The organism is Halomonas cupida, from assembly GCF_900142755.1.
Classification (GTDB): domain Bacteria; phylum Pseudomonadota; class Gammaproteobacteria; order Pseudomonadales; family Halomonadaceae; genus Halomonas; species Halomonas cupida.
This window is the reverse complement of record NZ_FRCA01000006.1, coordinates 227,412-252,809: the sequence shown is the minus strand read 5'-3', so window position 1 is coordinate 252,809 and position 25,398 is coordinate 227,412. Positions and strand designations below refer to the sequence as shown.

General features: G+C 60.1%; 23 protein-coding genes and 5 tRNA genes. 17 read left to right on the top strand and 11 right to left on the bottom strand.

Annotation, left to right across the window (positions count from 1 at the left end; all coding sequences use genetic code 11):
* Window positions 1–55 precede the first annotated feature (55 nt).
* The 4 genes from BUE38_RS13075 (at window position 56) to ttcA (ending at window position 3,891) form a co-directional block, all read left to right on the top strand.
* Window positions 56–1,906: a putative nucleotidyltransferase substrate binding domain-containing protein gene (locus BUE38_RS13075; protein ID WP_073435645.1), complete on the top strand. Its 1,851-nt coding sequence runs from the start codon at window positions 56–58 to the stop codon at window positions 1,904–1,906.
* Window positions 1,907–1,985: 79 nt separating this feature from the next.
* Entirely contained in the window at window positions 1,986–2,615 is a 630-nt protein-coding gene (locus BUE38_RS13070; protein WP_307725409.1) for a 3'-5' exonuclease, read from the top strand.
* Window positions 2,615–2,854 (top strand): hypothetical protein, encoded by a 240-nt coding sequence (locus BUE38_RS13065; RefSeq protein ID WP_073435644.1) that lies wholly within the window; start codon window positions 2,615–2,617, stop codon window positions 2,852–2,854. Before BUE38_RS13070 ends, BUE38_RS13065 begins: the two co-directional genes overlap by 1 nt.
* 92 nt (window positions 2,855–2,946) lie before the next feature.
* Window positions 2,947–3,891 carry a tRNA 2-thiocytidine(32) synthetase TtcA gene (gene ttcA / locus BUE38_RS13060; RefSeq protein WP_371860431.1) on the top strand — a complete coding sequence of 315 codons (945 nt, stop codon included), beginning with the start codon at window positions 2,947–2,949 and terminating at the stop codon, window positions 3,889–3,891.
* Window positions 3,892–4,021: 130 nt separating this feature from the next.
* Here the strand turns inward: ttcA and fnr are convergent, their stop codons facing one another.
* The 10 genes from fnr to ccoN form a co-directional block, all read right to left on the bottom strand.
* Window positions 4,022–4,768: a fumarate/nitrate reduction transcriptional regulator Fnr gene (gene fnr, locus BUE38_RS13055; protein WP_084541921.1), complete on the bottom strand. Its 747-nt coding sequence runs from the start codon at window positions 4,766–4,768 to the stop codon at window positions 4,022–4,024.
* Between the two features lie 148 nt (window positions 4,769–4,916).
* Window positions 4,917–5,603 carry a sulfite exporter TauE/SafE family protein gene (locus BUE38_RS13050; protein WP_073435643.1) on the bottom strand — a complete coding sequence of 229 codons (687 nt, stop codon included), beginning with the start codon at window positions 5,601–5,603 and terminating at the stop codon, window positions 4,917–4,919.
* Window positions 5,600–5,809: a cbb3-type cytochrome oxidase assembly protein CcoS gene (gene ccoS / locus BUE38_RS13045; protein WP_073435642.1), complete on the bottom strand. Its 210-nt coding sequence runs from the start codon at window positions 5,807–5,809 to the stop codon at window positions 5,600–5,602. The genes BUE38_RS13050 and ccoS overlap by 4 nt, the downstream gene beginning before the upstream one ends.
* Window positions 5,806–8,274, bottom strand: a complete 2,469-nt coding sequence (locus BUE38_RS13040) for a heavy metal translocating P-type ATPase (RefSeq protein WP_073435641.1) — start codon at window positions 8,272–8,274, stop codon at window positions 5,806–5,808. Before BUE38_RS13040 ends, ccoS begins: the two co-directional genes overlap by 4 nt.
* Before the next feature lie 6 nt (window positions 8,275–8,280).
* Complete coding sequence (locus tag BUE38_RS13035) at window positions 8,281–8,823, bottom strand: FixH family protein (RefSeq protein ID WP_073435640.1); 543 nt, start codon at window positions 8,821–8,823, stop codon at window positions 8,281–8,283.
* Window positions 8,820–10,247, bottom strand: coding sequence for a cytochrome c oxidase accessory protein CcoG (gene ccoG / locus BUE38_RS13030; protein ID WP_084541920.1), 1,428 nt, complete (start codon window positions 10,245–10,247; stop codon window positions 8,820–8,822). Before ccoG ends, BUE38_RS13035 begins: the two co-directional genes overlap by 4 nt.
* An 89-nt stretch (window positions 10,248–10,336) precedes the next feature.
* Window positions 10,337–11,275, bottom strand: coding sequence for a cytochrome-c oxidase, cbb3-type subunit III (gene ccoP / locus BUE38_RS13025; protein ID WP_073435639.1), 939 nt, complete (start codon window positions 11,273–11,275; stop codon window positions 10,337–10,339).
* Window positions 11,272–11,502: a cbb3-type cytochrome oxidase subunit 3 gene (locus BUE38_RS13020; protein WP_371860432.1), complete on the bottom strand. Its 231-nt coding sequence runs from the start codon at window positions 11,500–11,502 to the stop codon at window positions 11,272–11,274. Before BUE38_RS13020 ends, ccoP begins: the two co-directional genes overlap by 4 nt.
* Before the next feature lie 2 nt (window positions 11,503–11,504).
* Complete coding sequence (gene ccoO, locus BUE38_RS13015) at window positions 11,505–12,122, bottom strand: cytochrome-c oxidase, cbb3-type subunit II (RefSeq protein WP_073435638.1); 618 nt, start codon at window positions 12,120–12,122, stop codon at window positions 11,505–11,507.
* Between the two features lie 35 nt (window positions 12,123–12,157).
* The gene (gene ccoN / locus BUE38_RS13010; RefSeq protein WP_073435637.1) at window positions 12,158–13,582 is read right to left on the bottom strand and encodes a cytochrome-c oxidase, cbb3-type subunit I; all 1,425 of its coding nucleotides are present in this window, start codon (window positions 13,580–13,582) and stop codon (window positions 12,158–12,160) included.
* 185 nt (window positions 13,583–13,767) lie between these two features.
* On the opposite strand from ccoN, the gene BUE38_RS13005 reads away from it, so the two are divergent.
* From BUE38_RS13005 to BUE38_RS12960, 11 genes are all read left to right on the top strand, one after another.
* On the top strand, window positions 13,768–14,478 hold the full coding sequence (locus tag BUE38_RS13005; RefSeq protein ID WP_073435636.1) for an alpha/beta family hydrolase: 711 nt from the start codon (window positions 13,768–13,770) through the stop codon (window positions 14,476–14,478).
* Window positions 14,479–14,756: 278 nt separating this feature from the next.
* Window positions 14,757–14,832: transfer RNA gene (locus BUE38_RS13000), tRNA-Val, on the top strand.
* Between the two features lie 44 nt (window positions 14,833–14,876).
* Window positions 14,877–14,953: transfer RNA gene (locus BUE38_RS12995), tRNA-Asp, on the top strand.
* Between the two features lie 28 nt (window positions 14,954–14,981).
* Window positions 14,982–15,058: transfer RNA gene (locus BUE38_RS12990), tRNA-Asp, on the top strand.
* Between the two features lie 67 nt (window positions 15,059–15,125).
* Window positions 15,126–15,202 (top strand) — tRNA-Val (locus BUE38_RS12985).
* Between the two features lie 3 nt (window positions 15,203–15,205).
* Window positions 15,206–15,282, top strand: a tRNA-Asp gene (locus tag BUE38_RS12980).
* A 338-nt stretch (window positions 15,283–15,620) separates the two neighbouring features.
* Window positions 15,621–17,696 (top strand): NADPH-dependent 2,4-dienoyl-CoA reductase, encoded by a 2,076-nt coding sequence (locus BUE38_RS12975; RefSeq protein WP_084541919.1) that lies wholly within the window; start codon window positions 15,621–15,623, stop codon window positions 17,694–17,696.
* A 157-nt stretch (window positions 17,697–17,853) separates the two neighbouring features.
* On the top strand, window positions 17,854–18,036 hold the full coding sequence (locus BUE38_RS22570; RefSeq protein ID WP_143166310.1) for a hypothetical protein: 183 nt from the start codon (window positions 17,854–17,856) through the stop codon (window positions 18,034–18,036).
* 330 nt (window positions 18,037–18,366) lie between these two features.
* Window positions 18,367–20,292 (top strand): PrkA family serine protein kinase, encoded by a 1,926-nt coding sequence (locus BUE38_RS12970; protein ID WP_073435634.1) that lies wholly within the window; start codon window positions 18,367–18,369, stop codon window positions 20,290–20,292.
* Between the two features lie 107 nt (window positions 20,293–20,399).
* The gene (locus BUE38_RS12965; protein ID WP_073435633.1) at window positions 20,400–21,683 is read left to right on the top strand and encodes a YeaH/YhbH family protein; all 1,284 of its coding nucleotides are present in this window, start codon (window positions 20,400–20,402) and stop codon (window positions 21,681–21,683) included.
* Window positions 21,684–21,799: 116 nt separating this feature from the next.
* Window positions 21,800–23,380, top strand: coding sequence for a SpoVR family protein (locus BUE38_RS12960; RefSeq protein ID WP_073435632.1), 1,581 nt, complete (start codon window positions 21,800–21,802; stop codon window positions 23,378–23,380).
* A gap of 91 nt (window positions 23,381–23,471) precedes the next feature.
* On the opposite strand, the gene BUE38_RS12955 is transcribed toward BUE38_RS12960, so the two are convergent.
* Window positions 23,472–23,786, bottom strand: coding sequence for a high-potential iron-sulfur protein (locus BUE38_RS12955; protein WP_073435631.1), 315 nt, complete (start codon window positions 23,784–23,786; stop codon window positions 23,472–23,474).
* 241 nt (window positions 23,787–24,027) lie between these two features.
* Here BUE38_RS12955 and BUE38_RS12950 point away from each other — a divergent pair, with 241 nt between their 5' ends.
* Both BUE38_RS12950 and BUE38_RS12945 read left to right on the top strand, forming a co-directional pair.
* The gene (locus BUE38_RS12950) at window positions 24,028–24,303 is read left to right on the top strand and encodes an Lrp/AsnC family transcriptional regulator (protein WP_073435630.1); all 276 of its coding nucleotides are present in this window, start codon (window positions 24,028–24,030) and stop codon (window positions 24,301–24,303) included.
* 105 nt (window positions 24,304–24,408) lie between these two features.
* The gene (locus tag BUE38_RS12945) at window positions 24,409–25,293 is read left to right on the top strand and encodes a DNA/RNA non-specific endonuclease (RefSeq protein ID WP_073435629.1); all 885 of its coding nucleotides are present in this window, start codon (window positions 24,409–24,411) and stop codon (window positions 25,291–25,293) included.
* The last annotated feature ends 105 nt before the right edge of the window (window positions 25,294–25,398 follow it).

Here is a 25,398-nt window from a genome sequence, read left to right as displayed (position 1 = left end):
CCTCATGGAGTAGTATCGCCCCCGGCCTGCGCCGGGGGCGTTTCAGGAGCAGGTCATGGTTGATCTCGACATGTCAGAGCCACCGTTCTCGCTGTTGAATGACAGCGCCAGAGAACACCTGCGTGCCGGACTCGACCTTGCATATTTCGCACGCGATACCATCATCCTCGACGCCGGACAGCCCGGCGAGTTCGTCTTTGTCATTCACAAGGGCGAAGTCGCAGAGCTGGACATCAATGAAGCTCCAGAACGGTCGCGTATCGGCCACTACACCGATGGTGATCTGTTCGGTGCCATCAGTGTGCTCAATGGAACCAGCCGTTATCGATTCATCGCCGAGCAGGAAAGCCTCTGCTACCTGATGCCGGGGCAGTTGTTCCTGTCCCTGTGCGACAGCGAACCGGCCTTCGCCGAGTACTTCCGCAACCGCATCGCGGAAAAGACGCGCTTGATGAGCCAGCGGCGCAGTCAAGAGGATGTCAGTCTGGCCGACTTCATGGTGGCCAGGGTCAGTGAGTGTCAACGTGAGCCGCTGGTGGTTGCGTCAACCACGTCCATTGGCGAGGCCGTTCGCATACTCCGTGATCGGCAGGCCGACAGCCTGTTGGTCGAATGGCAGGAAGGTCTGGTGGAGGAGGACAGTTCTCGACCCGGCAAGGGCTACGGCATGGTCACGCGTACTGACATGCTCGAATCGCTGGTGCTCGAGGGCGCTGATCCGGAGCTGGCGCTGAGCGCCGTCGCCAGCCGCGATCTGGTGGGGGTGGAAGCGCAGCAGTACCTGTTTGAGGCGTTGATCGAGATGACCCGCCACAAGGTGGCGCGAGTCGTGGTCTGGAGTGGTGGTCAGTTGGTCGGCATCGTCGAGCTCACCGATGTGTTGAGTTTCTTCTCCAGCCGCAGTTACGTGGTCAGTCTGCAGGTCGAGCAGGCGAGTGATCTTGATGACCTGCGGGCGGCCAGTCAGCGTGTGCCGGAAATGCTCGACTCGCTGATGGCTCGAGGGGTGCGCATGCGCTTTGCCATGAGCATGCTGGCTGCGCTCAATGGTCGCATTATCCACAAGGCCTGGGGGCTGAGCATGGCCGAGCCTCAACGCAGCGCTTGCTGTTTGCTGTTGTTGGGCAGTGAAGGGCGAGGCGAGCAGGTGTCACGCACCGACCAGGATAATGCGCTGATCCTCGCCGACGGTTGTGACTGGCCGAATCTCGCGGATGACGCCACCCACTTCACCAATGTGCTGGCCGAACTCGGTTATCCGCACTGTAGCGGCCATATCATGATTTCCAACCCGCAGTGGGTGGGAACCTTGACGCAGTGGCAGAAACGGGTTCGTAGCTGGGTTGCCGAGCCAGGCCCCGACAACCTCATGCAGCTGTCGATTCTGATGGATGCCTGCAGTGTTGCCGGCGACCTGACGCTGGGGGACCGGTTGCGTGACATCCTGATCACCGAGACCCGAGGCAACGAGGTACTGCTGAGTCATTTTGCCCGTGCCGTGCTGCAGTTCTCGACGCCGTTGACGCTGTTCGGTTCCCTGAAGCGTCCGGAGCATGGCATCGATCTGAAGAAGGGCGGCATCTTTCCTATTGTGCACGGTGTCCGCAGTCTGGCGTTGGAGCGCGGTATCCGCGCGACTTCAACGCTGGAACGCCTGGAGGCTCTGGTCATCGACGGCCGTGTCGAGCGACGAGATGCCGACGACCTGGGGGAGGCGCTGCAGGTGTTCAGTGAGTTGCGTTGGAGGACCGGTGGCAGTGTGCCGGATATCAATGAGGGTGGCGCGAACCGCATCGTGGTGCAGTCGCTGTCATCACTGGAAAGGGATCTATTGCGAGAGGCCCTGCATATCGTCAGGGAATTCAAGGGACGTCTGTCGCACCGCTATCACCTGGAGTATGCGTGAGCATCGGAAAGATGCATGAGCACCAGGAGTGGGCACGAACGGCTGTTACAGGCCTGTATGCAAGAAGGAGCTGTCGGGAATGAATACCATGTTGCGAGCGCTCAGGCGCGTAGCCGATCGTCGTCGGCAGGCTCAGGGAGACTACGGCTGGCTGTTCAATCCCTATACCGGCAATGAAATGGTGTCGCTGGATTGCGAGACAACCGGACTCGACCCGAAGACTGCCGAGCTGGTCTCGATTGCCGCTGTCTGCATTCGTGATGACCGAGTGTTGACCAGTGAATCACTCGACCTGCGTCTGGCACGTCCGGGGTCGCTGGATGGCCAGTCGATCTGTGTGCACCGCTTGCGTGGCATAGATCTTGATGGTGGTCTGGACGTGGAGGAGGCCTTGACCAGGTTACTCGACTTCATCGGCAATCGTCCGCTGGTGGGCTGGTGTATCGGTTATGACTTGACGATCCTGGATCGCTATCTCAAGGAGTTGCTGGGTTTTGCCCTGCCCAATGCCACCATCGACGTGGCCCAGGAGTATCGTCGCCAGTTGCGCCGCAGCCACCCGGAGGTCGTGGTGAGCCCCGAGTTCGAACGGGTGGCCGAGCGCCTTGGAGTGCCCATCATGGGCCGACACACTGCTCTGGGAGATGCCGTTACCACGGCCTTGATGCACCTGCGCCTGCAGAATGGTGCCCTTCAGGAGCCCGGTTGATGAATGTTCATGCCTTGCTCTCATGGCTGGAGCCCATCCTGTTGGTGTCCGGGGTGGTGATGGTGATGATTGCTTACATGCAGTACATCCGTCGTACCGGTGATCCCTGGTCGGTGGTCAGATTCTGGGAGCGTCGATTGACCCTGACCAGTCGCGAGCACGCCTGGCAGCGAAGCGGTATCCTGGTATTGCTGCTCGGGGTGCTGGTACGTTATCTATTGATTCTGCAAGTGGTTTAGCCCGCACGGTCAATGACGCCGGGTTGAGCCCTTCGCGGTGCCTGTCGAGCAATGCTAGAATGCGTGCCCCATCCGTTCAGCCGTGTAGTGCAATGACCATGTCGCCCGTCGTTTCCGTTGACCCCGGTGCTTTTCCGGAACCAGAGTCCGTTGATCCGCAATCTGCCGTCGCGAGCGCAGAAAGCGAAGCGGATGATGCGCTTTTGTTGGTCAAGGAAAAGCGTGAATTCAACAAGTTGCAGAAGCGGCTGAGACGCCTCACCGGCAATGCCATCATCGATTACGGCATGATCCAGGAAGGCGACAAGGTCATGGTCTGCCTGTCCGGTGGCAAGGACAGCTATACCATGCTGGAGGTGCTGCGTAGCCTGCAGCGCAACGCGCCGGTCAATTTCTCGCTGGTGGCGGTCAATCTCGACCAGAAGCAACCCGGTTTCCCCGAGCATGTGCTGCCGGAGTACCTCGACAGAATCGGGGTGGACTACCACATCCTCGAGAAGGACACCTACTCGGTGGTCAAGGAGAAGACGCCGGAAGGCAAGACCACCTGTGCGCTGTGCTCTCGGTTGCGTCGTGGTTCACTGTACGGTTTCGCCGAGGAAATCGGTGCCACCAAGATTGCCCTGGGGCATCATCGAGAGGACATTCTCGAGACACTGTTCCTCAACATGTTCTTCGGCGGCAGTCTCAAGGCGATGCCTCCCAAGCTGCTTTCGGATGATGGCAGGAATATCGTGATCCGCCCGCTGGCCTATTGTCGCGAGGCAGATATCGCCGCCTATGCCGAGCAGATGCAGTTCCCGATCATCCCCTGCAATCTGTGCGGCTCTCAACCCAACCTGCAACGTCAGGTGGTCAAGGAAATGCTTGCCGAGTGGGAGGCCAGGCATCCCGGGCGCCTCGAAAGCATGTTCAAGGCGGTGACCAATGTGGCGCCATCGCAGTTGGCTGACCGTAACCTGTTTGACTTCCAGGGGCTGGAAGCGGAGCAGACGCGCCGCCAGCGCAATCGTATCGATGTGATCGGCACCGACTGAGTCGGCGAGTCGGTCAGACCAGGCGCATGGAGTAGAGCGCCACCAGCCAGATGAACCAGCTGAAGACACAAGGAGGAGCGCAATGAGTTGCGCTCCTCCTTGTCGTTGCAGGCTCTGATGGCATTGCTGGTCAGGCTGGAGCGGCTTCGGTGTCTGCCAGACGACTCAGAGCATTCATGTCGAGGATATTCACTTCGCGACCGGAGACGGCCACCAGCTCCTGTTGCTGAAACCGCCCCAGAATGCGACTGACGGTTTCCACGGCCAGGCCAAGGTGGTTACCGATATCCGCGCGTGACATCGATAGACGGAAGCTGAATGCTGAGTAGCCGCGGCGACGGAATCGGTCGGATAGACCGAGGAAGAAGCAGGCCAGGCGTTGATCCGCTGTCTTGCGGGACAACAGCTGCATCATGCGTCGGTCATGACGCAGTTCCTTGCTCAGAGTACGAAACAGCTGAGCCCTGAGATCGGGCAGTGTCTGAGACAGGGCATCAAGGCGGTCGAAAGGAATTTCGCAGACGGTGGTGGTTTCGAGGGCGACCACGCTACCGGAGTAGTGGCCATCGTCGATACCGTCCAGCCCGATCAGCTCACTGGGCAGGAAGAAATTGGTCAATTGGGCTTCGCCGCTACCCTCGGTAATGATCTGCTTGAGGCTACCTGAGCGCACTGCGTAGACACTGGTGAAGCTGTCGCCCTGCTCGATCAGCCGGGTACCCTTCTTGACGGGGGGATGACGCCGGATAATGGCATCGAAGCGCTCCATATCCGCCGTATCGAGTGCGAGGGGCAGACATAGAGAACTGAGGCTGCAGGATTCGCATCGCGTTTCATGCAGCATGGGGCGTCGTCGCTCCTGGGCCATGGCACACATTCGGAGCTCCTGTGAGTCGGCGATCGATAAAACACGCTGATAACGAGCATTAGCTCATCTCAGCACCTCATAGCCAATATTCTACACCCACTATTCGCGGATAAAGTCTAGATACCTCTTTTGAACGTAAATTTTACGCAGTATTACCTCAACCTTGTCGCATGATGGCGAGCTGCCAGAGGGCCAGACCGATGATCAACAGGGCTGCCAGCCACCGTGTCGAGCGTGATTGCAGCAGGCCGCGCAGTTGATCGGCGGCAATGCCGGTGACCAGCAGTGCCGGTAGAGTACCGGCACCAAACGCCAGCATCAGCATGGCGCCTTGTAGAGGTGTTGTCGTCGCCAGACTCCAACCCAGCATGGAATACACCAGTCCGCAGGGGAGCCAGCCCCAAACCGCCCCCAACAGCAGGGCCTGATAGGGACGCGTTACCGGCAACAGCGTGCGCCCGGCAGGCTCGAGATACTTCCAGTAACGTTTGCCGACAGCCTCGATATGGCGCAGTCCCTTCCATATATCAGCTATGTATAGCGCCATTAGACACAGCATGAGGCTGGATAGCCATTGCATGGCGGTGCGGACTCCTGGAGCCAGGCTGACCAGTGCGCCAAGACTGGCGACGAGAGCACCGGCCAGCATGTAGCTGGTGATGCGTCCGATGTTGTAGCCCAGTACCAGGCCGACCATCCTTGCCGGGCTTCGCATGCTGGGCGGGACGGCGAAGGTCAGGGCACTCATGATGCCACTGCACATGCCGATGCAGTGGGCGCCACCCAGCAAGCCGAAGATGAAGGCTGCTGCCAGCGGCGGTAGATCGAGTCCAGTGGGGTTCATGGTTCCTCCGCCGATTTCGGGGGCTCGGAGGTTGGTGGTGAGGGCCGAGACGAGCAGGACGGGTGTTCATCGTCATCAAACAGGATGCGCCAGGCGGGCCCTTCGAGGTCTTCGAACTGGTCGTGTTTGACCGCCCAGAAGAAGGCCCATACCGCCAGGCCCAGCAGGATCATCGACAGAGGTATCAACAGGTAGAGAATGGTCATCGGTCGGCATCGCTGGCATCAAAGAGGGGCATTGTCGGCTTGTGTGGCGCCTTGAGCCGCAGCGCATTGGCGATCACCAGCAGGGAACTGGCGGACATACCGAGGGCCGCGAGCCAGGGGGCGACCAGCCCGAGTGCCGCCAGAGGCAGGGCAATGAGATTGTAGACCACCGACCAGCTCAGGTTCTGGCGAATGATACGTTGAGTGGCTCGGGCGACTTCGGTGGCTTCGGTGATCGCACTGAGCTGCTCGCCAAGCAGCAGGATGTCGGCATGATTGCGCGTCAGGTCGCTGGCGCCAGGCATGGCAATGGCCAGATCGGCACCCGCCAGTACGGCAACATCATTGATACCATCACCGACCATGGCGACGCTCTGTCCCTGGCGTTGTAGCGTCCGCACCCGTTCCAGCTTGTCCTGGGGTAGCGCGCCAGCTTGCCAGTCATCGACACCCAGGCGGTGGGCCACCGGCGCTACGCCAGCAGCACCATCGCCGGAAAGAATCTCCACCGCCAGCCCTGCGTTCCGCAACTGCCGGATGGTGGCGGCGGCGTCGTGGCGCAGTTCATCCTCCACGCCGAACCAGGCCATGGGCTCTCCCTCGCAGGCCAACAGCAGCCAGCTACCGTCTGGGGGTGGTTGAGGGGCAGTTTGCCCTTCCACGGCAAAGTCCGGCCGACCGATGCGCCATTCAGCGTTCAGGCAGCGGGCCTGAATGCCCTGTCCGGGGTGATTGCGGAAATCGCTGGCATGTACGTCGCTACGGCGACAGCGGCGGAAGGCGCGGGCGATGGGGTGTTCCGAGGCAGCTTCCAGGGCCGCGGCAACGGCCAGCAACTGCGTGGCATCGCGGTGTTCGGCACTGATCACTCGGAAGCCGTTCAGCACCATCCGACCGCGGGTCAGGGTTCCGGTCTTGTCGAAGATGATGCGCTCGATACCTGCCAGCTTTTCCAGTGCATCGCCCCGTGTCACCAGCACTCCTGCTCGGCGTAGGCGCCCATGGGCTACCGTCAGTGCGGTTGGCGTCGCCAGTGCCAGGGCGCAGGGGCAGGTGACGATGAGAACCGACAGTGTGACCCAGAGACTGCGAGAGGGATCGATATACCACCATGTACCAGCCACCAGCACGCTGAAGATCAGTAGGCTCAATATGAAATGGTGAGCGATGCGCTCGGTGGCCCGAGCCAGACGTGGGCGCTCGGCGAAGGCGCGGTCGGTCAGGTCGATGATGCTGGTGACTCGAGTCGCGTTGCCTACCCTCGTAACGTGCAGCTCCAGTGGGCTGTCCACGACCATGCTGCCGGCATGGATGGTGTCGCCGCGGACTCTGGATACCGGTAGCGGCTCACCGCTGAGCATCGACTCATCGACACTGGCTCGGGCGGAGCTGAGGATGCCGTCCGCCGGCACCTGTTCACCGGCCAGCACTCGGACTCTGTCGCCCACTTCCAGGCGGGTCGCGGGTACCACCTGTTCGTTGTGCTGTTCGTCGAGACGCAGCGCAGCATCGGGCAAGGCCGTGCTCAGGGCGTTGCCGACCCGGCCGTGGTGAGTTCGCGTGCGCGCCTCGATATAGCGTCCAGACAGCAGGAAGAAGGTAAACATGCACACTGAATCGAAGTACATGTCTCCGCTGTCACTGACGACCGACCACAGGCTGGCGATATAGGCACCACCGATGGCCAGTGCCACCGGGACGTCCATCCCCAGCATACGGGTACGCAGGTCCCGACAGGCGCCGACGAAGAAGGGTTGCGCCGAAAACAGTACCACTGGTGTGGTCAGCGCCACCGACAGCCAGGCAAAGAGCCGTTCAAGGTGTGGGGCCAGGTCCCCTGGCGTTGCGACGTAGTGTGGAATGGCGAACATCACCACCTGCATCATGCCGACCGCGGCGACGATCAGGCGGCGTACCAGGCGGCGTGATTGGCGCTTGAGCTGCTGTTGTGCCGCATCAGGGTGCCAGGGATGGGCGGGGTACCCAATGGCGGATAGCTCGGCGAGCAGTCTGGACAGAGCTACGCGACCCGGCTGCCAGCACAGGCGTAGACGATGTTCGGAAAGGTTGACCGCGCTGGAGGTAACGCCATCGATGGCATTGAGGTGATGCTCGATCAACCAGGCGCAGGCGGCGCAGGTGATGCCATCAATGGCGAAGGTAGCCTGGACATCCTCTCGACTCTCGCCCGCCTGGCGAACCATACGTGCTTGTATCATACGTGCTTGTACTTGGGGGTCGTCGAACAACTGCCAGCGATAGGTATCCGGTCGAGCAGTCGCCGGGCGTTCTGCTGGCGAGGTACGGAAGTCGTAGTAGCGTCCCAGACCGCCGGTGATGATGGCCTGGGCTACAGACTGGCAACCCGGGCAGCACATCGGTTGTGTCTGGCCATTGATCTCCAGGGACCAGCGATTGTCGTCACCGACCGTGGTGCCGCAGTGATAACAGGGAAGCGTCTGCATGCCGCTCTAGAGTCCAGGTGTCAGGCTGATGGGCGTAGCCGTGGGAAGGTCCGCTTCACCGGTCAGTCGCCAGTCTGCATCGTTGCCGGGGGCTGGTTGAAGCTGCAGGTACCAGCGGTGGCGCAGGCGGTGATCGAGAGTGCCGCGGTAATGTCCATCGCGTGCATGGCCCAGGCGGACTTCAATATCACGGTCGCCAGCAGTGGGAAACAGCAGTCGCAGATGCAGTGTCTCGGGTCGCTGTTCGCCTTCGAGCTTGATCTGGACGTCACCAGTAGTGGCATCGATGCGCAGCTCGGCGGTAAGGCCCAACTGCCGAGCGTGTTGCTGTTTCTCCAACTGCATGTTGATGGCCAGGCCATCCTTGTAATAGTCCTCGGACACCGATCCGTCGAAGTAGCGGATCGAGACAGCTAGATAGGTCAGGCTGAAGGTCACCGAGGACAGCAGCAGGGCGATCAGGAACCACGGCCAGAACTGTCGGTACCAGGGGGGCACGGCGGCTGTTCCCGTTTGCGCTGCGGGTGAGGTTTGTGATTGAAACGTCATCGACGGCTGACTCCCATGAAGCGGCTTTCTCTGACAACCCTCATGTCGGGGGCATCGGTGGCGGCTATCGTGATCTGGATGTCGGTGCTGCGTTGTTGAAGCCTGTCAGGGTCGACGCTCAGGGTCATGACCCGCTGACGGGATGCTCCGGCCGGTACCGTAATGGGCGGAACATCGCTGTGAAGGCCGTCGATGCCGCTGACCGCGATTCGGTACTGGTGATCACGGTGGTCGAGGTTGCGCACAACGATGGTGACGGAGTTGGCGATACTGCCATCGTTGAGCGTCTGGAACAGCTGGCCGCGGTCGCGGTGGATATCCACATCCAGAGGAACACGATCAGCGATGGCATGGATGAACAGGGCGACCATGATGAGCAGAGCGGCGAGGTAACCCAGTAGACGTGGGCGCAACAACCGGGACTGTCGGCCCTCCAGGGCGCGTTCGGTGGTGTAGCTCACCAGACCGCGTGGATATCCCATCCTGTCCATCACGCTGTCACAGGCATCGATACAGGCGGCGCAACTGATGCACTGGGGCTGCAGACCCTCACGTATATCGATGCCGGTCGGACATACCTGAACACAGAGCCCGCAGTCGATGCAGTGGCCCAGCCCTGCCGTATCAGGATCCTGGTGTCGCCTGCGTGCTCCGCGGGGCTCGCCGCGTTCGGAATCGTAGGAGACGATCAGGGTATCGCGATCGAACATCACCGACTGGAAGCGTGCATAGGGGCACATATGGGTGCATACCTGTTCGCGTAGCCAACCGGCATTGAGGTAGGTGAACAGCACAAGGAAGCCTAGCCAGAACCAGGACCAGCCATGCGCCTGAAGTCGACTCAGGCCCTGGACCAGCTCGCCGATGGGGGTGAAGTAGCCGACGAAGGTGACGGCGGTGATCAGCGCGATCAGTAGCCACAACAGGTGCTTGGTGGCCTTGCGCCACAGCTTGCCGAGGCTCCAGGGCTGCTGGTCGAGCCTGATGCGTTGGTGGCGTGAGCCTTCGACACGGTGCTCCACCCAGATGTACAGCAGGGTCCATATGCTCTGTGGGCAGGCGTAGCCACACCATACTCGTCCTGCGAATACGGTGATGAAGAACAGTCCGAAGGCACAGATGATCAGCAGCCACGACAGCAGCATGAACTCCTGCGGGTAGAAGGTCGCAGCGAAGATGTGGAATTCGCGTCCGGGAAGGTCGAACCACACGGCGGGGCGTTCTCCCCAGGAAACCCAGGGCACTATCAGGTAGCTGAGGATCAGGATCCAGCTGGCGTAGCGTCTCAGACGCTGGAAGGCGCCCTTGAATTCGCGAACGTAGATGTGTCGACGGCGTTCGTACAAACTTCGGGAAGTGTCGCCCTCGGCGTGGGGCGGTACGAACGCTGAAGTCACATCACTGACGGGAATTCTGTCACTCATGCTGGATACCGGTCACGTGGAATCATGAGAGCGCTGAACAGGCGGTTGATCGCGGCACTTCACTGTGCCGCGAATCGACGGCCTTGACGCTATTTGTCGGGGTGCTGTTGACCAAGGTGATAGACATAGGCGGCCACCAGGTGAACACGCTCTTCACCGATCCACTCAGCCTGGGCCGGCATCTGACCATTGCGTCCGTTACGCAGGGTTTCGCGCACCGAGTCGGCAACACTCTGTCCCGGTGCCTGGTAGAGCCAGATGTCATCCGCCAGGTTGGGGGCTCCCAGCGCCTGGTTGCCGGTGCCCTGAGGACCATGGCAGGCCGTACACATCGAGGTAAACATCGTCTCGCCCGCTGCGGCACGTTGTGGGTCCTCTGCATTGCCGGACATGGAAAGCACGAACTGGGTGATATTCTCGATATTGTCCTCACCCAACTGCTGCCAGGCCGGCATTGTGCCACTACGCCCCTTCTCGAGGGTGTGAGTGATGGCTTCCGGGGTGCCTCCGTATAGCCAGTCCTCATCGGTCAGGTCGGGAAAACCGTTGCCGCCGCGGGCATTGGAACCGTGGCAGATGGCGCAGTTGTTGAGAAAGATGCGCTCGGCCACCTGCATGGCCTCCGCGTCCTCGGCCAACTCGGGAATCGGTACCGCCTGGTACTGCTCGAAGATGGGTGTGAAGCGCGCGTCTGCCTCGGTCACCTCCTTTTCCCATTGCGCCTCCTGACTCCAGCCGAGCAGGCCGGTGAAGTTACCAAGGCCGGGATAGAGCGCGAGGTAGCACAGGGCAAAGATGACCGTGCCGATGTAGAGCAGAAACCACCAGCGTGGCAGCGGGTTGTCGTACTCGGCAATGCCGTCGGCCATATGGCCAGTGGTGTCGACGTTCCCATCGCTATCCGGGACCTTGTCGGTCCTGCGATTGGCATACAGCAACCAGAAGGCAAGACCGATGGAGCCGAGGGTGATGATGATGATCCAGGCGCTCCAGAAGCCGGAGAGGTCGTTTCCCCATAACGTGCTCATAGGTTGGATTCTCCCCTGTTGCTGCGGGATTGGGTCTCGTTGGCGCCTTCCGCCACGCTTTCGTCATCGGCAAAGGGCAGGTGGGCCGCCTCATCGAAATCGGCCTTGCGTCGTTTCGACCAGGCCCAGGCGACCAGACCCAGAAAGGCACTCAGCAGAATGCCGGTGATCAGGCCGCGCAGGGTACCCATGTCTATGATGGCGAAGTTCATGATCGTGAAGTTCATGATTACTGGACCCTCGCTGAACTGGGCAGGACGGTGCCGAGCTGCTGCAGATAGGCGACCAGTGCGGTGATCTCCGATTGCCCCTGGACGTCATCAGTGGCACTGGCGATCTGTTCGTCGCTGTAGGGGACGCCGAGTCGACGCAGGGCGCGCATCTTGCTCGGCGTATCCTGACCATCGAGCTGGTTGTCGAACAACCAGGGATAGGCGGGCATGATCGACTCGGGGACCACATCACGGGGGTTGTAGAGGTGGGCGCGATGCCAGTCATCGCTGTAGCGCCCTCCAACGCGGGCAAGGTCCGGCCCGGTACGCTTCGAGCCCCACAGGAAATTGTGTTCGTAGACGGACTCTCCTGCCACGCTGTAATGACCATAGCGCTCGGTCTCGGCGCGGAAGGGGCGGATCATCTGCGAATGGCAGCCAACGCAGCCCTCGCGGCGATAGATGTCCCGTCCTTCGAGCTCCAGAGCGCTCAGTGGCTTGAGCCCTTCCACTGGTTCGGTCGTCTGTTTCTGGAAGAACAGCGGCACGATTTCCGCCAGCCCGCCAAAGCTGATCACGACCAGCACCAGCACCGCCAGCAGGCCAATATTCTTCTCGATAATCTCGTGTCTCATCGGTATTTGCGTCCCTGTTGGTTTCCCTGATGACCTCAAGCGGGTTGAGGCATGGGCTCGTGGCGGGGAGCTGGGCGTCTGGCGGTCATGAACACGTTGGCCGCCATGACCCACATGCCGATGACCCAGAACAGTCCACCGATCATGCGCACGAGATAGCCGGGGCCACTGGCTTCGATGGACTCGATGAAGGTGTACATCAGGGTTCCGTCAGGGTTGATGGCTCTCCACATCAGGCCCTGCAGGATGCCGTTGACCCACATGGCGGCGATGTAGAGCACTGTGCCCACGGTGGATAGCCAGAAGTGCACGGCAATCAGCTTGACCGAGTACATCTCGGTGCGCCCAAACAGGCGCGGTACCATGTGGTAGAGGGAGCCGATGGTGATCATGGCGACCCAGCCGAGCGCTCCGGCGTGGACATGGCCGATGGTCCAGTCGGTGTAGTGGGACAGGGCATTGACGGTCTTGACCGCCATCATCGGCCCTTCGAAGGTCGACATGCCGTAGAACGACAGGGCGACCACGAGAAAGCGCAGAGTCGGGTCGGTACGCAGCTTATGCCAGGCCCCGGATAGCGTCATCATGCCGTTGATCATGCCGCCCCAGGAGGGCGCCAGCAGGATGATGGACATCGCCATGCCCAGTGACTGGGCCCAGTTCGGCAGCGCGGTGTAGTGCAGGTGGTGGGGCCCCGCCCACATATAGATCATGATCAGCGACCAGAAGTGGACGATCGACAGACGGTAGGAATATACCGGGCGCTCGGCCTGTTTCGGCACGAAGTAGTACATCATGCCGAGGAAGCCGGCGGTGAGGAAGAAGCCGACCGCGTTATGGCCATACCACCACTGGACCATGGCATCGACGGCGCCGGCGTAGGCAGAGATCGAGTAGCCGGCCGTGACCGGCAGGGCGGCGCTGTTGACGATGTGCAGTACGGCAATTGTCAGAATGAAGGCGGCAAAGAACCAGTTCGCCACATAGATATGCGAGGTACGGCGGACCTTGATGGTGCCGAGGAAGACGATAGCGTAGACCACCCAGACCACGGCGAGCACGATATCGATGGGCCACTCCAGCTCGGCATACTCCTTGACCTCGGTGAGCCCCATCGGCAGGGTGATAACGGCGCTGACGAGCACCGCCTGATAGCCCCAGAAGGTGAAGGCTGCCAGGCGATCGCTTACCAGGCGAACCTGGCAGGTGCGCTGCACCACATAGTACGAGGTGGCAAAAAGCGCGGATCCGCCAAAGGCAAAAATGACCAGATTGGTGTGCAGGGGGCGCAGGCGACCAAAGCTTGTCCAGGGCAGGCCGAGATTGAGCTCCGGCCACACCAGTTGGCCGGCCAGAACCAACCCCATGCTCATGCCCACGATGCCCCATACCACGGTCATGATCGCGAACTGCCGGACCACCTTGTAGTTGTAGGTCGGGTGTTCAAATGCTGTGCTCATGATTCATCTTCCGTCGAACGGTCTTCGGGATGGAATCCCATCACTACAGTGACTTACTGATATCTTGTGCTGATAATGCAGCTAATTGTCTCGGCTAACTGTATCCCAAATCTGCATATAAATGTATACACTTTGGTGAGAAAAATGCGCCTGAAAACGACAGACTCCGGAAAGCAGGAGGGCCTGTGCAGCACTCGCTGAATACGCTTGGTGATCGAATTCGCCAGGGCGAGGAGGGCCGCTGGTTGACGCCGGAGTGGGGAGAGATGATTGTGGCTGGCCCTGCCTCGGAGCATGCCCTGTTGCTGGCCCATGGGGCTGGCGCCGGTCACGATTCGGCATTTCTCTGCGCCTGGCGCAGTGCACTGGCCAGCCAGGGGATTCAGACCCTGTCACTGGAGTTCGCTTATATGCGCAGGATGCGTGATGAGGGGCGTCGACGTCCCCCGCCGCGTGTTGATGGCCTGTGTGAGGAATACCGGCAATGGCGTGACGTTATGTCGCATCTTGTGCCGGGTAGACTGTGGCTGGGCGGTAAATCCATGGGGGGGCGAGTGGCCAGCATGGTGGCCGCCAGGGGAGAGTTCAAAGAAAGATCCAGCGTTCCGGGGCTGGTACTGATGGGCTACCCGTTCCACCCGGTCGGCAAACCCGAGCGCCTGCGCCTTGATCACTGGCCACAGCTGGAGTGCCCCGTGCTGGTGCTGCAGGGCGAGCGTGATCCCTTTGGCACCCGAGAGGAGGTCGTGGGATATGAGTTGGGTGAGCGGACGTCCGTGCAGTGGCTCAAGGATGGTGATCACGATTGGTCGCCACGCAAGTCCAGCGGTGTCAGTCAGGCACAACTGATCGATGAGGCTGCACACAGAACACGTTTATTTCTTGACCAGCATTGATTCCCTTAGCCACCCCTGGTTTCTGCAGGTAGGCCTGATTTTTTCAGGTGACCGTGACAAGGGGGAAGGTGCTTTGGAGCAGGCAGGGGACTGGGCGCAATCATGGAGGTGTCATTCATTGCAGGCAGAGTCATCTTCTGCGAAAGCCGCGTGGTAGCGATGTTTCCGCCCAAGTAGATGAATGTTGGTCAGTTTCCGGAGCACGGCAAGACGCGGGATATTGAAAAAAGCGTGTTGACAATGACCGCCAGCTCTGTAGAATGCAGCGCCACGTGACCGGGTGGTTAGCTCAGTTGGGAGAGCACCAGCCTTACAAGCTGGGGGTCACAGGTTCGAACCCTGTACCACCCACCATTTACGCAAGTTCTGGTGATGGGCACGTAGAGATTGATGCAAGTGGACCGGTAGTTCAGTTGGTTAGAATGCCGGCCTGTCACGCCGGAGGTCGCGGGTTCGAGTCCCGTCCGGTCCGCCATCATCATATCTCGATCCGTCATTGCTGCGGACCGGTAGTTCAGTTGGTTAGAATGCCGGCCTGTCACGCCGGAGGTCGCGGGTTCGAGTCCCGTCCGGTCCGCCATGATGACACGCCTTGCGACGATAGGCTGAAGATCGTCAATTTGAGTTGGGTTGCGAGTAATTCGTGCGGGTGATTAGCTCAGTTGGTTAGAGCACCAGCCTCACATGCTGGGGGTCACTGGTTCGAATCCGGTATCACCCACCATGCGGACCGGTAGTTCAGTTGGTTAGAATGCCGGCCTGTCACGCCGGAGGTCGCGGGTTCGAGTCCCGTCCGGTCCGCCATTTGCTCAACTCATCAAGTCCGAAGGGCTTTTCTGAAAAGCAGTATTCTTCGGCAGAAATCTCAACCCGATGCCTTCCGGCATCGGGTTTTTTCGTATCTGGACACGAGCTACGAGCTGGAGCATGTTCGTTCCCGACGAACATGCCCACTTCCCACTTCCCACTTCCCACTTCCCACTTCCCACTTCCCACTTCCCACTTCCCACTTCCCTGTGGGTCGCCGGCTGCTTTCTCCCCATGGCTAGTGGATTTCGGCCTGGTGGATTCTGTCCTGGGGCTGGCGTCGTGATCTCGACTATCATACAGTTGTTTGAAAACGTTTCGGCTGATGTGGTGCCATGCTGTGCTCATCGCCCGAGTCGACAACAACACTTCATGATATCCGTCGAGGATTTGCCGTGACTGCCTCCTATCCACATCTGTTTCGTCCCCTGCGCCTGGGGCATCTGGAGTTGCCCAATCGTGTGCTGATGGGCTCCATGCATACCAACCTCGAGGAGGCGCCCAACGGTTTCGCCCGTCTGGCGGCCTTCTATGCCGAGCGCGCTCGGCAGGGGGTGGCATTGATCGTCACCGGTGGTATTGCCCCCAATGCCGAGGGCGCGGTGTTTCAGGGAGCAGCTGCCCTGACCCGTGAAACACAACTGGACGAGCATCGACAGGTAGTGGAGGCGGTGCATCGCGAGGGCTCGTATATCTGCCTGCAGATTCTGCACGCCGGTCGCTACGCCTACTCTCCGGACCTGGTCGCGCCGTCCGCGATTCAGGCCCCCATCAATCCTCACACTCCGCGTGAATTGAGCAGTGACGAGGTGGAGCGGCAGATCGAGGACTATGTGCGTTGTGCTCGCCTGGCGCAGGCAGCCGGCTACGATGGTGTCGAAGTGATGGGGTCGGAAGGCTATCTGATCAATCAGTTCATCTGCCGTCGAACCAACCATCGCGAGGATCAGTGGGGCGGTGAGTTCGCCAATCGCATCCGCTTCGCCGTCGAGATCGTGCGCCGCATTCGAGAAGTGGTGGGGAAGGAGTTTCTGATCATCTTCCGCTTGTCGATGATCGATCTGGTGGAAGGTGGCAGTACCGCCGAAGAAGTGCTGGAGCTGGGGCGTGCCATTGAGTCGGCCGGTGCCGATGTCATCAACACCGGCATCGGCTGGCACGAGGCTCGTGTTCCGACCATTGTTACCAGCGTGCCGCGTGCGGCCTTCACCGAGGTCTCGCGACGCATGCGCGAAGCGGTATCGTTGCCGCTGGTCACCACCAATCGCATCAATATGCCTGCCGTCGCCGAAAGGGTGCTGGCGGAGGAGCATGCCGACATGGTGTCGATGGCACGTCCCTTTCTGGCTGATCCAGCGTGGCTGGACAAGGCGCAGGACGGGCGCAGTGATGAGATCAATACCTGTATTGCCTGCAACCAGGCCTGTCTCGACCATACCTTCCAGGGCAAGTTGACCTCGTGTCTGGTCAACCCGCGGGCCTGCCATGAGACCGAACTGGTCATCGAGAAAACCGCTGTTGCCAAGCGAGTTGCGGTGGTTGGGGGTGGTCCAGCGGGAATGGCGACGGCAGTCACCGCTGCCGAGCGTGGGCACCGGGTCACGCTGTTCGAGCGCCGAGCGGAGCTTGGCGGGCAGTTCAATCTGGCGCGGCGCATTCCCGGCAAGGAAGAGTTCGACGAGACCATGCGCTATTACCGAGTCATGCTCGATCGCACCGGTGTCGAGGTGCGTCTGGCAACGGCGGCGGATGTCGAGATGCTCAAGGAGTTTGATCATGTGGTGTTGGCCAGTGGGGTGGCGCCGCGGCCCCTGTCGATTCCGGGAGCAGACCATGCTTCGGTGCTGAGCTATGCCGAAGCGATCAACGAACCTCAGCGTGTGGGGCGGCGCGTAGCGATCATTGGTGCTGGAGGTATCGGCTTCGATGTGGCGGAACTCCTGACTCACTGTGAGCCCGTCGGTGATCCTCTGGTCCATTGGTGCGATCAATGGGGGGTCGACCTCGGCGTGGCAGAAGCAGGTGGTCTGAAGCCGCCTCAGGCGCCCGAGGCGGCACGTCAGGTCTATCTGCTGCAGCGCAAGACCTCTCGTCTGGGCAAGGGGCTGGGAACGACAACAGGCTGGGTGCATCGTGCCTCCCTGCGCCAGCATGGTGTGGAAATGCTCGCCGGTTGTGACTACCAGCGTATCGATGATGACGGACTGCATCTGACGGTGTCTGGTGAGCCGCGTTGTCTTGAAGTGGACACCGTGGTGGTGTGCGCTGGCCAGGAGTCGGTGCGTGAGCTGGTCGAACCACTGGGTGAAGCCGGGATCGTTGTGGATATCATCGGTGGGGCGGACAAGGCGGCGGAATTGGATGCGCGTCGTGCGATTGACCAGGGCACGCGAGTGGCAGCGAGCATCTAGACTGTAGGTAGGCTCACTGGTCTGGACAGGGCGATGGTTCAGGCGCGTGCTGGAAGGGTTGACCAGAGGGCTTTACAGCTCACGCTCGGGGTGATCATTGTAGGAGGTATGGAGGAGACGCTGTTCTATTAACCCGGCATGCTTTCATGTTGGGTTAATGGCGGCACAGGGACATGCCGCCGTCGGCCATCAGGCCGACGCGAGACCGCACCACACCAGCAGATCCGTGTATCTGCGCCAGTGTGGTGCGGACGACAATCAAATCGATCCGGGTGAGCTATTTGATTGCCGTGTCAATAGCAGAGTGACAGGTGGGCGGGATTCGCTGGACTGTGCTTGATCGGGATTCCGCTCCCCTCCAGAAAGGGCACCGAGCGGCTTTCGTCAGCGTCATCCAGCATCGAGAAACCGCCCGAAAAGTGCCGTGCATCAGGAGGGTTGCAGGTTCGATTCCTGCTGGTGCCGACAGTGTTTTCTTTGGCGAATATTCTCCCGCCGATGAAACGCTTTTGTTATGTAGAGTTCTCAAGAGATAGGAGTCTGATCGTTGAAGTTGAACATCGCATTTATCTAATGCTGTTCTACGCTGAAGGTACCCTCCCGGCGAAAGGCGGCGGCTCGATTCCTGGGGTGTCGCCGACTCCGGTTCCCGGGCATACAGGAGGCATCGATGAGTATCTTTGATCACGTGCAGAACCGTTTCGCTCGCACTCAGCAGGAAGAAATGTCCCTGCAGGAGTACCTCGAACTCTGCCGTCAGGACCCTACAGCCTATGCCAGTGCAGCCGAGCGCATGCTTGAGGCAATTGGTGAGCCTGAGGTGATTGATACCGCCAAGGACCCAAGGCTGGCTCGGATCTTCTCCAACAAGGTGATTCGCCGTTATCCGGCATTCAGCGACGAGTTCCACGGCATGGAGGAAGCGATCGAGCAGATCGTCGCCTACTTCCGCCATGCGGCTCAGGGACTCGAGGAGAAGAAGCAGATTCTCTATCTGCTTGGCCCGGTGGGTGGCGGTAAATCCTCGCTGGCGGAGCGCCTCAAGCTGCTGATGGAGCGCATTCCCTTCTATGCCATCAAGGGCTCGCCGGTGCATGAGTCTCCGTTGGGACTGTTCTCGCCCGAAGAGGATGGTGAACTGCTCGAGAAGGAATACGGTATTCCCGAGCGCTACCTGCGCAGCGTGATGTCTCCCTGGGCTGCCAAGCGTCTAAGCGAAGCCGAAGGTGACATTTCCCAATTCCGAGTGGTGAGGCTGTATCCGTCGCGCCTCAACCAGATTGCCATCGCCAAGACCGAGCCCGGTGACGAGAACAACCAGGATATCTCCTCGCTGGTAGGTAAGGTCGATATTCGTCAACTGGAGCTGTACTCCCAGGATGATCCTGATGCTTACAGCTTCTCCGGTGGCCTGTGCCGCGCCAACCAGGGGTTGATGGAGTTCGTCGAGATGTTCAAGGCACCGATCAAGGTGCTGCATCCGCTGCTGACAGCGACCCAGGAAGGCAACTACAACCCCACCGAGGGGATGGGCGCGATCCCGTTCGATGGCATCGTGCTGGCCCACTCCAACGAGAGCGAGTGGCAGGCCTTCCGCAATAACCGCAACAACGAGGCGTTCCTCGACCGGGTATATATCGTCAAGGTGCCTTACTGCCTGCGAGTCAGTGAAGAGATCAATATCTACAGGAAGTTGCTTGAGCACTCGTCGCTCAACGAGGCGCCCTGCGCGCCGGATACTCTGCGCATGCTGGCCCAGTTCTCGGTGTTGTCGCGCCTCAAGGAGCCGGAAAACTCCAGCGTCTATTCGAAGATGCGTATTTATGACGGGGAGAACCTCAAGGACACCGATCCCAAGGCCAAGTCGATTCAGGAGTATCGCGATAGTGCCGGAGTTGATGAAGGCATGGACGGCTTGTCGACACGCTTCGCCTTCAAGATCCTGTCCAAGGTCTTCAACTTCGACAATCATGAAGTCGCCGCCAACCCGGTACACCTGCTGTATGTGCTGGAACAGCGTCTGGAGCAGGAACAGCTGCCGAAGGAAACCTTCGAGCGTTACCTGCGCTACATCAAGGAGTTCCTGGCGCCGCGCTATGTCGACTTCATCGGCAAGGAGATCCAGACCGCCTACCTCGAATCCTACTCCGAGTATGGTCAGAACATCTTCGACCGCTATGTCACCTATGCCGACTTCTGGATCCAGGATCAGGAATATCGCGACCCGGAAACCGGCGAACTGTTCGATCGCCAGTCCCTCAACGAGGAGCTGGAGAAGATCGAGAAACCGGCGGGTATTTCCAATCCCAAGGACTTTCGTCACGAAGTGGTCAACTTCGTGCTGCGTGCGCGGGCCCAGAACAATGGCATGAACCCGGGCTGGCAGTCCTACGAAAAGCTGCGTGGAGTGATCGAGCACAAGATGTTTGCCAACACCGAGGAACTGCTGCCGGTGATCTCGTTCAACGCCAAGGCATCGTCGGCGGACCTCAGAAAGCACGAGGACTTCGTCGCGCGGATGGTCGAACGCGGCTACACCGAGAAGCAGGTGCGGCTGTTGTCAGAGTGGTATCTGCGGGTGCGCAAGTCACAGTAGTGGCCTCTCGGCCCCGGCATGACGGGGCACCGCCTGGTGGGGTGGGGAGATAGGTGGGTCAGGGATGCCCCCGCCCCCGGATGCACACTGCAGGTAGAGGAGGTCGCATGACCTACTTCATTGATCGGCGAGCCAATGCGAAGCACAAGAGCGCGGTCAACCGACAGCGCTTTCTGGATCGCTATCGCACTCATATCAAGCGCTCCGTCGAGGAGGCCGTCAATCGCCGCTCGATTACTGATATGGAGCGTGGTGAGAAGATATCGATTCCCAGCCGCGATATTTCCGAGCCGGTGTTTCAGCATGGCTCAGGTGGTCGGCGCTCTATCATCGCTCCCGGCAATCGGGAGTTTCAGGAAGGTGATCGGCTGCGCCGACCCGGTGGGGGCGGGGGAGGTGACGGAAGTGGTGAAGGCGGAGCGTCCAATCAGGGCGAAGGGATGGATGAGTTTGCCTTCAGCCTGACCCGCGAAGAGTTCCTGGAGTTCGTTTTCGACGGCCTGGAGTTGCCACACCTCGAGCGCAAGCCGCTGGTGGATGTCGAGGAAGTGCGCCCGGTGCGCGCTGGGGTGTCGCGTGATGGAGTGCCGGCGCGTATCAATATCGTGCGTTCGATGCGTGAGGCCCATGCACGGCGCATTGCCATGCGTGCTCCGATCCGTCGTGCGCTGCGCGAGGCGCAGGAGGCGCTGGCCACGGAGGAGCGCAAGGATCCGGTGTTGCGCAATCCAGCGCGTATCCAGGAGTTGAAGGATGAGATCGAGCGTCTCGAGAAGCGTCTCGAGGCGGTGCCATTCATCGATACCTATGACCTGCGCTACAACCATCTGGTCAATCAACCCCAACCATCCAGCAAGGCGGTGATGTTCTGTGTCATGGACGTTTCCGGCTCGATGACCCAGTCGCACAAGGATATCGCCAAGCGCTTCTTCCTGTTGCTCTACCTGTTTCTCGAGCGCAGTTACGAGCGTGTTGAGTTGGTTTTCGTGCGCCACCATACGGCGGCTCGAGAGGTGGATGAGGAGGAATTCTTCTATTCGAGAGAAACCGGCGGCACCATCGTTTCCAGTGCGTTGACTCTGGTCGATGAGATCATCGACAAGCGTTACCCGCCAACGCAATGGAATCTCTACGTAGCTCAGGCCTCGGACGGTGACAATTGGGACGATGACTCGATCAACTGCCGGGAGCTGCTCACTGAGTCGCTGATGTCGCGGCTGCAGTATTTCACCTATGTCGAGATTACCCCCCATGCGCATCAGGCGCTGTGGGAAGAATACGAGCGCGTCGAGGCCGCCTTCCCGGATCGCTTTGCCATGCGTCAGATTGTCGAGCCGGGGGACATCTATCCGGTGTTCAGGGAGTTGTTCAAGCGGCGTGCCGACGCTTGAGTCCGGGGGGGGAGTGGGCTCGAGGTGAGTCCAATTCCCGAGACCTTCCCGCAGCCATTCGGTATACCAGGGAATGTACGTATTGGTTGAAGTCAGGCAACCAGGAGGATGCTTCCATGAACAGTCTTTCCCGGCGTCGTTCGACGCCCATTGCCAGCGGATCCGACTGGACCTTCGACATCCTCACGGAGTTTGAAGTCGAGATCGCGCGGCTGGCGGATGAATATCGTCTTGATAGCTACCCCAATCAGATCGAGATCATCACCACCGAGCAGATGATGGATGCCTACGCCAGCGTGGGCATGCCGGTGGGATATCACCACTGGTCCTTCGGCAAGCAGTTCCTGGCCACGGAGCAGGCCTATCGTCGTGGCCAGATGGGGCTGGCCTATGAGCTGGTGATCAATTCCGACCCCTGCATCGCCTACCTTATGGAAGAGAACACCCTGATGATGCAGGTGTTGGTCATGGCTCATGCCTGCTATGGCCACAATTCGTTCTTCAAGGGCAATTATCTGTTCCGGGCCTGGACCGATGCTTCCTCGATCGTCGATTACCTGGTATTTGCCCGCAAGTATCTGGGCGAGTGTGAGGAGCGTTATGGCGTTCAGGCGGTCGAGCAGTTGCTGGACGCCTGTCACGCCCTGCAGAACTACGGTGTCGACCGCTACAAGCGCCCCTCGCCGGTATCTGCCGAGGAAGAGGCTCGGCGTCAGAAGGAGCGTGAAGACTATCTGCAGGCACAGGTGAATACCTTGTGGCGGACTATCCCGGGACGGTTGCCCGGCGACTCGCCGGAGCCTCAGGCATCCGAGGAAGATCCACTGGGTTTGCATGAGGGTGGGCGTTATCCTCCTGAGCCTCAGGAGAACCTGCTGTATTTCATCGAGAAGAATGCGCCGCTGCTGGCTCCCTGGCAGCGTGAGGTGGTGCGCATCGTGCGCAAGCTGGCGCAGTACTTCTACCCTCAGCGTCAGACCCAGGTGATGAACGAGGGGTGGGCCACTTTCTGGCACTACACGCTGATGAACCGCCTGTTCGATGACGGTGCGGTGGATGAAGGGCTGATGCTGGAGTTCCTGCAGTCGCATACCGCCGTTGTCAGTCAGCCACCTTTCGACAGTCCCTGGTTCAACGGAATCAACCCGTATGCGCTGGGTTTTGCCATCTTCACTGACCTGAGGCGGATCTGCGAGTCGCCGGATGATGAGGATCGCGAGTGGTTCCCTGATATAGCCGGTAGCGATTGGCGCGAGACGCTCAATTTTGCCATGCGCAACTTCAAGGACGAGTCTTTCATCCAGCAGTTCCTGTCGCCGAAGGTGATTCGTGATCTCAAGCTGTTCCAGATTATTGATGACGACCATGAGGAGACGCTGGAAGTTGCCGCCATTCACGACGAACGAGGCTATCGCCGTATTCGTGAAGCGCTGTCGGCGCAATATGCGCTGTCACTGCGCGAGCCCAATATCCAGGTCTATGAGGCGGATATTCGCGGTGATCGTTCCTTGACGCTGCGTCATGTGCAGGACCAGCGCCGCCCTCTGGCCCGCAGCGTCTATCCGGTGATGCGCCACCTGCATCAGCTGTGGGGGTTTCCGATCAAGCTGGAGTCCATCGAAGGCGAGGAAGTGGCGCGGCGCTATCACTGGCCGTTGCCCGAAAGCGACGAAACCGGCAACCACCAGGGGGGGTGAGCGCCGGGGCATCCTCGGTGCTCCTGCCAGCGAGTGCCGAGGTTGCCTGTCAACCAGTGCGGGTTGTTGTTGGGGCGTCTCCGCCCCGTCTTCAGGCTTTGGGTGCCCAGGATTGGCACCATCCTTTCGCTTCGACACTATGGCGCGGGAACAGCTGGCAGCCGTTGTTCTCAGCGTTGAAGAACATGCAGTTGCTGCAGGTTTCTCCTTCGGCCCAGGCCGCATTGTCACTGGCTTCGCTGGCCACCTCTACATAATCGAGTGCCCTGGCCTGGCCATTGTCGAGGGGCAGGCGTGGTAGTTCGTTGGCCTGGGCACTGCGTGACAGCAGGGCGCCGCCGAAGGGCAGCGCGGCAAGGCCGAGCAGGACATGGCGCAGAAAACTACGCCGACTCTGGTGTGGCATCTGGAGTCCTCATTCCACGGTCGTGATTCCGGTTGAGCTGATGTGGCGGCTCGTGGTGCTCTGGCGGCACCTGTATTCCCTTATACGTCAGAAGTCCTTGCCTTTCGATATGCTGGCACAGCATCAGTGATCAAGTGCTCTGGAGTATGAGGCACTGATATACTGCGTAGCGATATCAAGGATGTATATGGATTATTTGCCGCCTGATGGCTTCGGGCGCCGGAAGAAGAGGAGTGTGAGCATGCAGAATGCGGTGATTCTGATCAATACCGAAAAAGGCCAGGTCAAGGCGGTGGCTGAGCGCCTCGCTGACGTCGAGGGCATCAGTGAAGTCTATTCCACCTGTGGCCGTTATGACCTGGTTGCCATCGCTCGTACCCGCGACTTCGAGAGCCTCGCTGATCTGGTGACTGAGCGCCTCAATGCTGTCGAGGGGATTGCCGATACCGAGACCCTCAACGCCATGCAGGTCCACTCACGGCACGATCTGGAGACGATGTTCTCCCTCGGTTGGTGAGCTGAAACCGGTGATATGAGTCATTGATGGCGCTGTGTGCGCTGCGATGATGTGCCCCCGTTGTGTTGGCCTGTCGGCCTGTCTGTTGCTGAGAGTCTTTTGCGGATGAGTCTAGACCTGTCCCTGTCGCGGGTGTTGCCGCGACCACGTAACCTGTTGATGAGTCTGGTGTTGGTGGTTGCGGGCGTGATGCTCTGGCAGAGCACCGAACAGCACTATCGAGAGCGCCTGAGCTGGATGGGAGTAACCGAGTGGCAGGAGCCCGGTGTTCAGGCCTTTACACGGGTGCTGCGTAATGACGGGTACCTGGTGGGGTGGTCGGATTTCCGTGTCGGAGCGCTGTGGACCAGCTACCGCCTGCAGGAGCGGGGGAGTGTGGATATCGGACCACGCCCGGACTTTTCCGCTGACTGGCGCACACTGTGGCCCGTTGATACCAGTAGCTACCGTGGCAGTGGGTATGATCGCGGTCATCTGGCGCCGAATTATGCGATGGCCGTCAACGGAGGCGAGGCCGCTCAGCGGGACAGCTTCCTGATGAGCAACATGCTGCCCCAGAGCCCGAAGCTCAACCGCCAGCTATGGCAACGTCTCGAGGCGGTGGTGATGGATCATTTCCTGCCTCGTTTCGGCCAGTTGCAGGTGATCACCGGGCCGATATATACCCCGATGGACTGGTTGAGTGGCGAGAGCTGGAGACATCTGGCACTGAATCGGGTCGGGTTTGTCGAGATTCCCGAGAGCTTCTACAAGATCATCGTGGTACCGGGAGATACACCACTGGCCGTGGCCTTCATCATGCCGCAGGACGTGGACGGAGGTGAGCCCCTGAGCCAGTACCTGGTCAGCATTGATGAGGTGGAGCAACGGACCGGCTTGAATTTCCTGCCCTCTCTACCGGCAAGTCTGGAGCCGGCCTGGGAGGCCACGGCGGGTGTGGGGGATTGGGACCTATCCCAGGTGTCGCGGCTGCCGGGGCGTTTCGAGTAAGCTGAGCTACGAGCTGGCACATGTTCGTTCCCGACGAACATGTGCACTTCCCACATCCCTGTGGGTCGGCTATTCGTGTTCCCGACACGAACACGCACTTCCCAC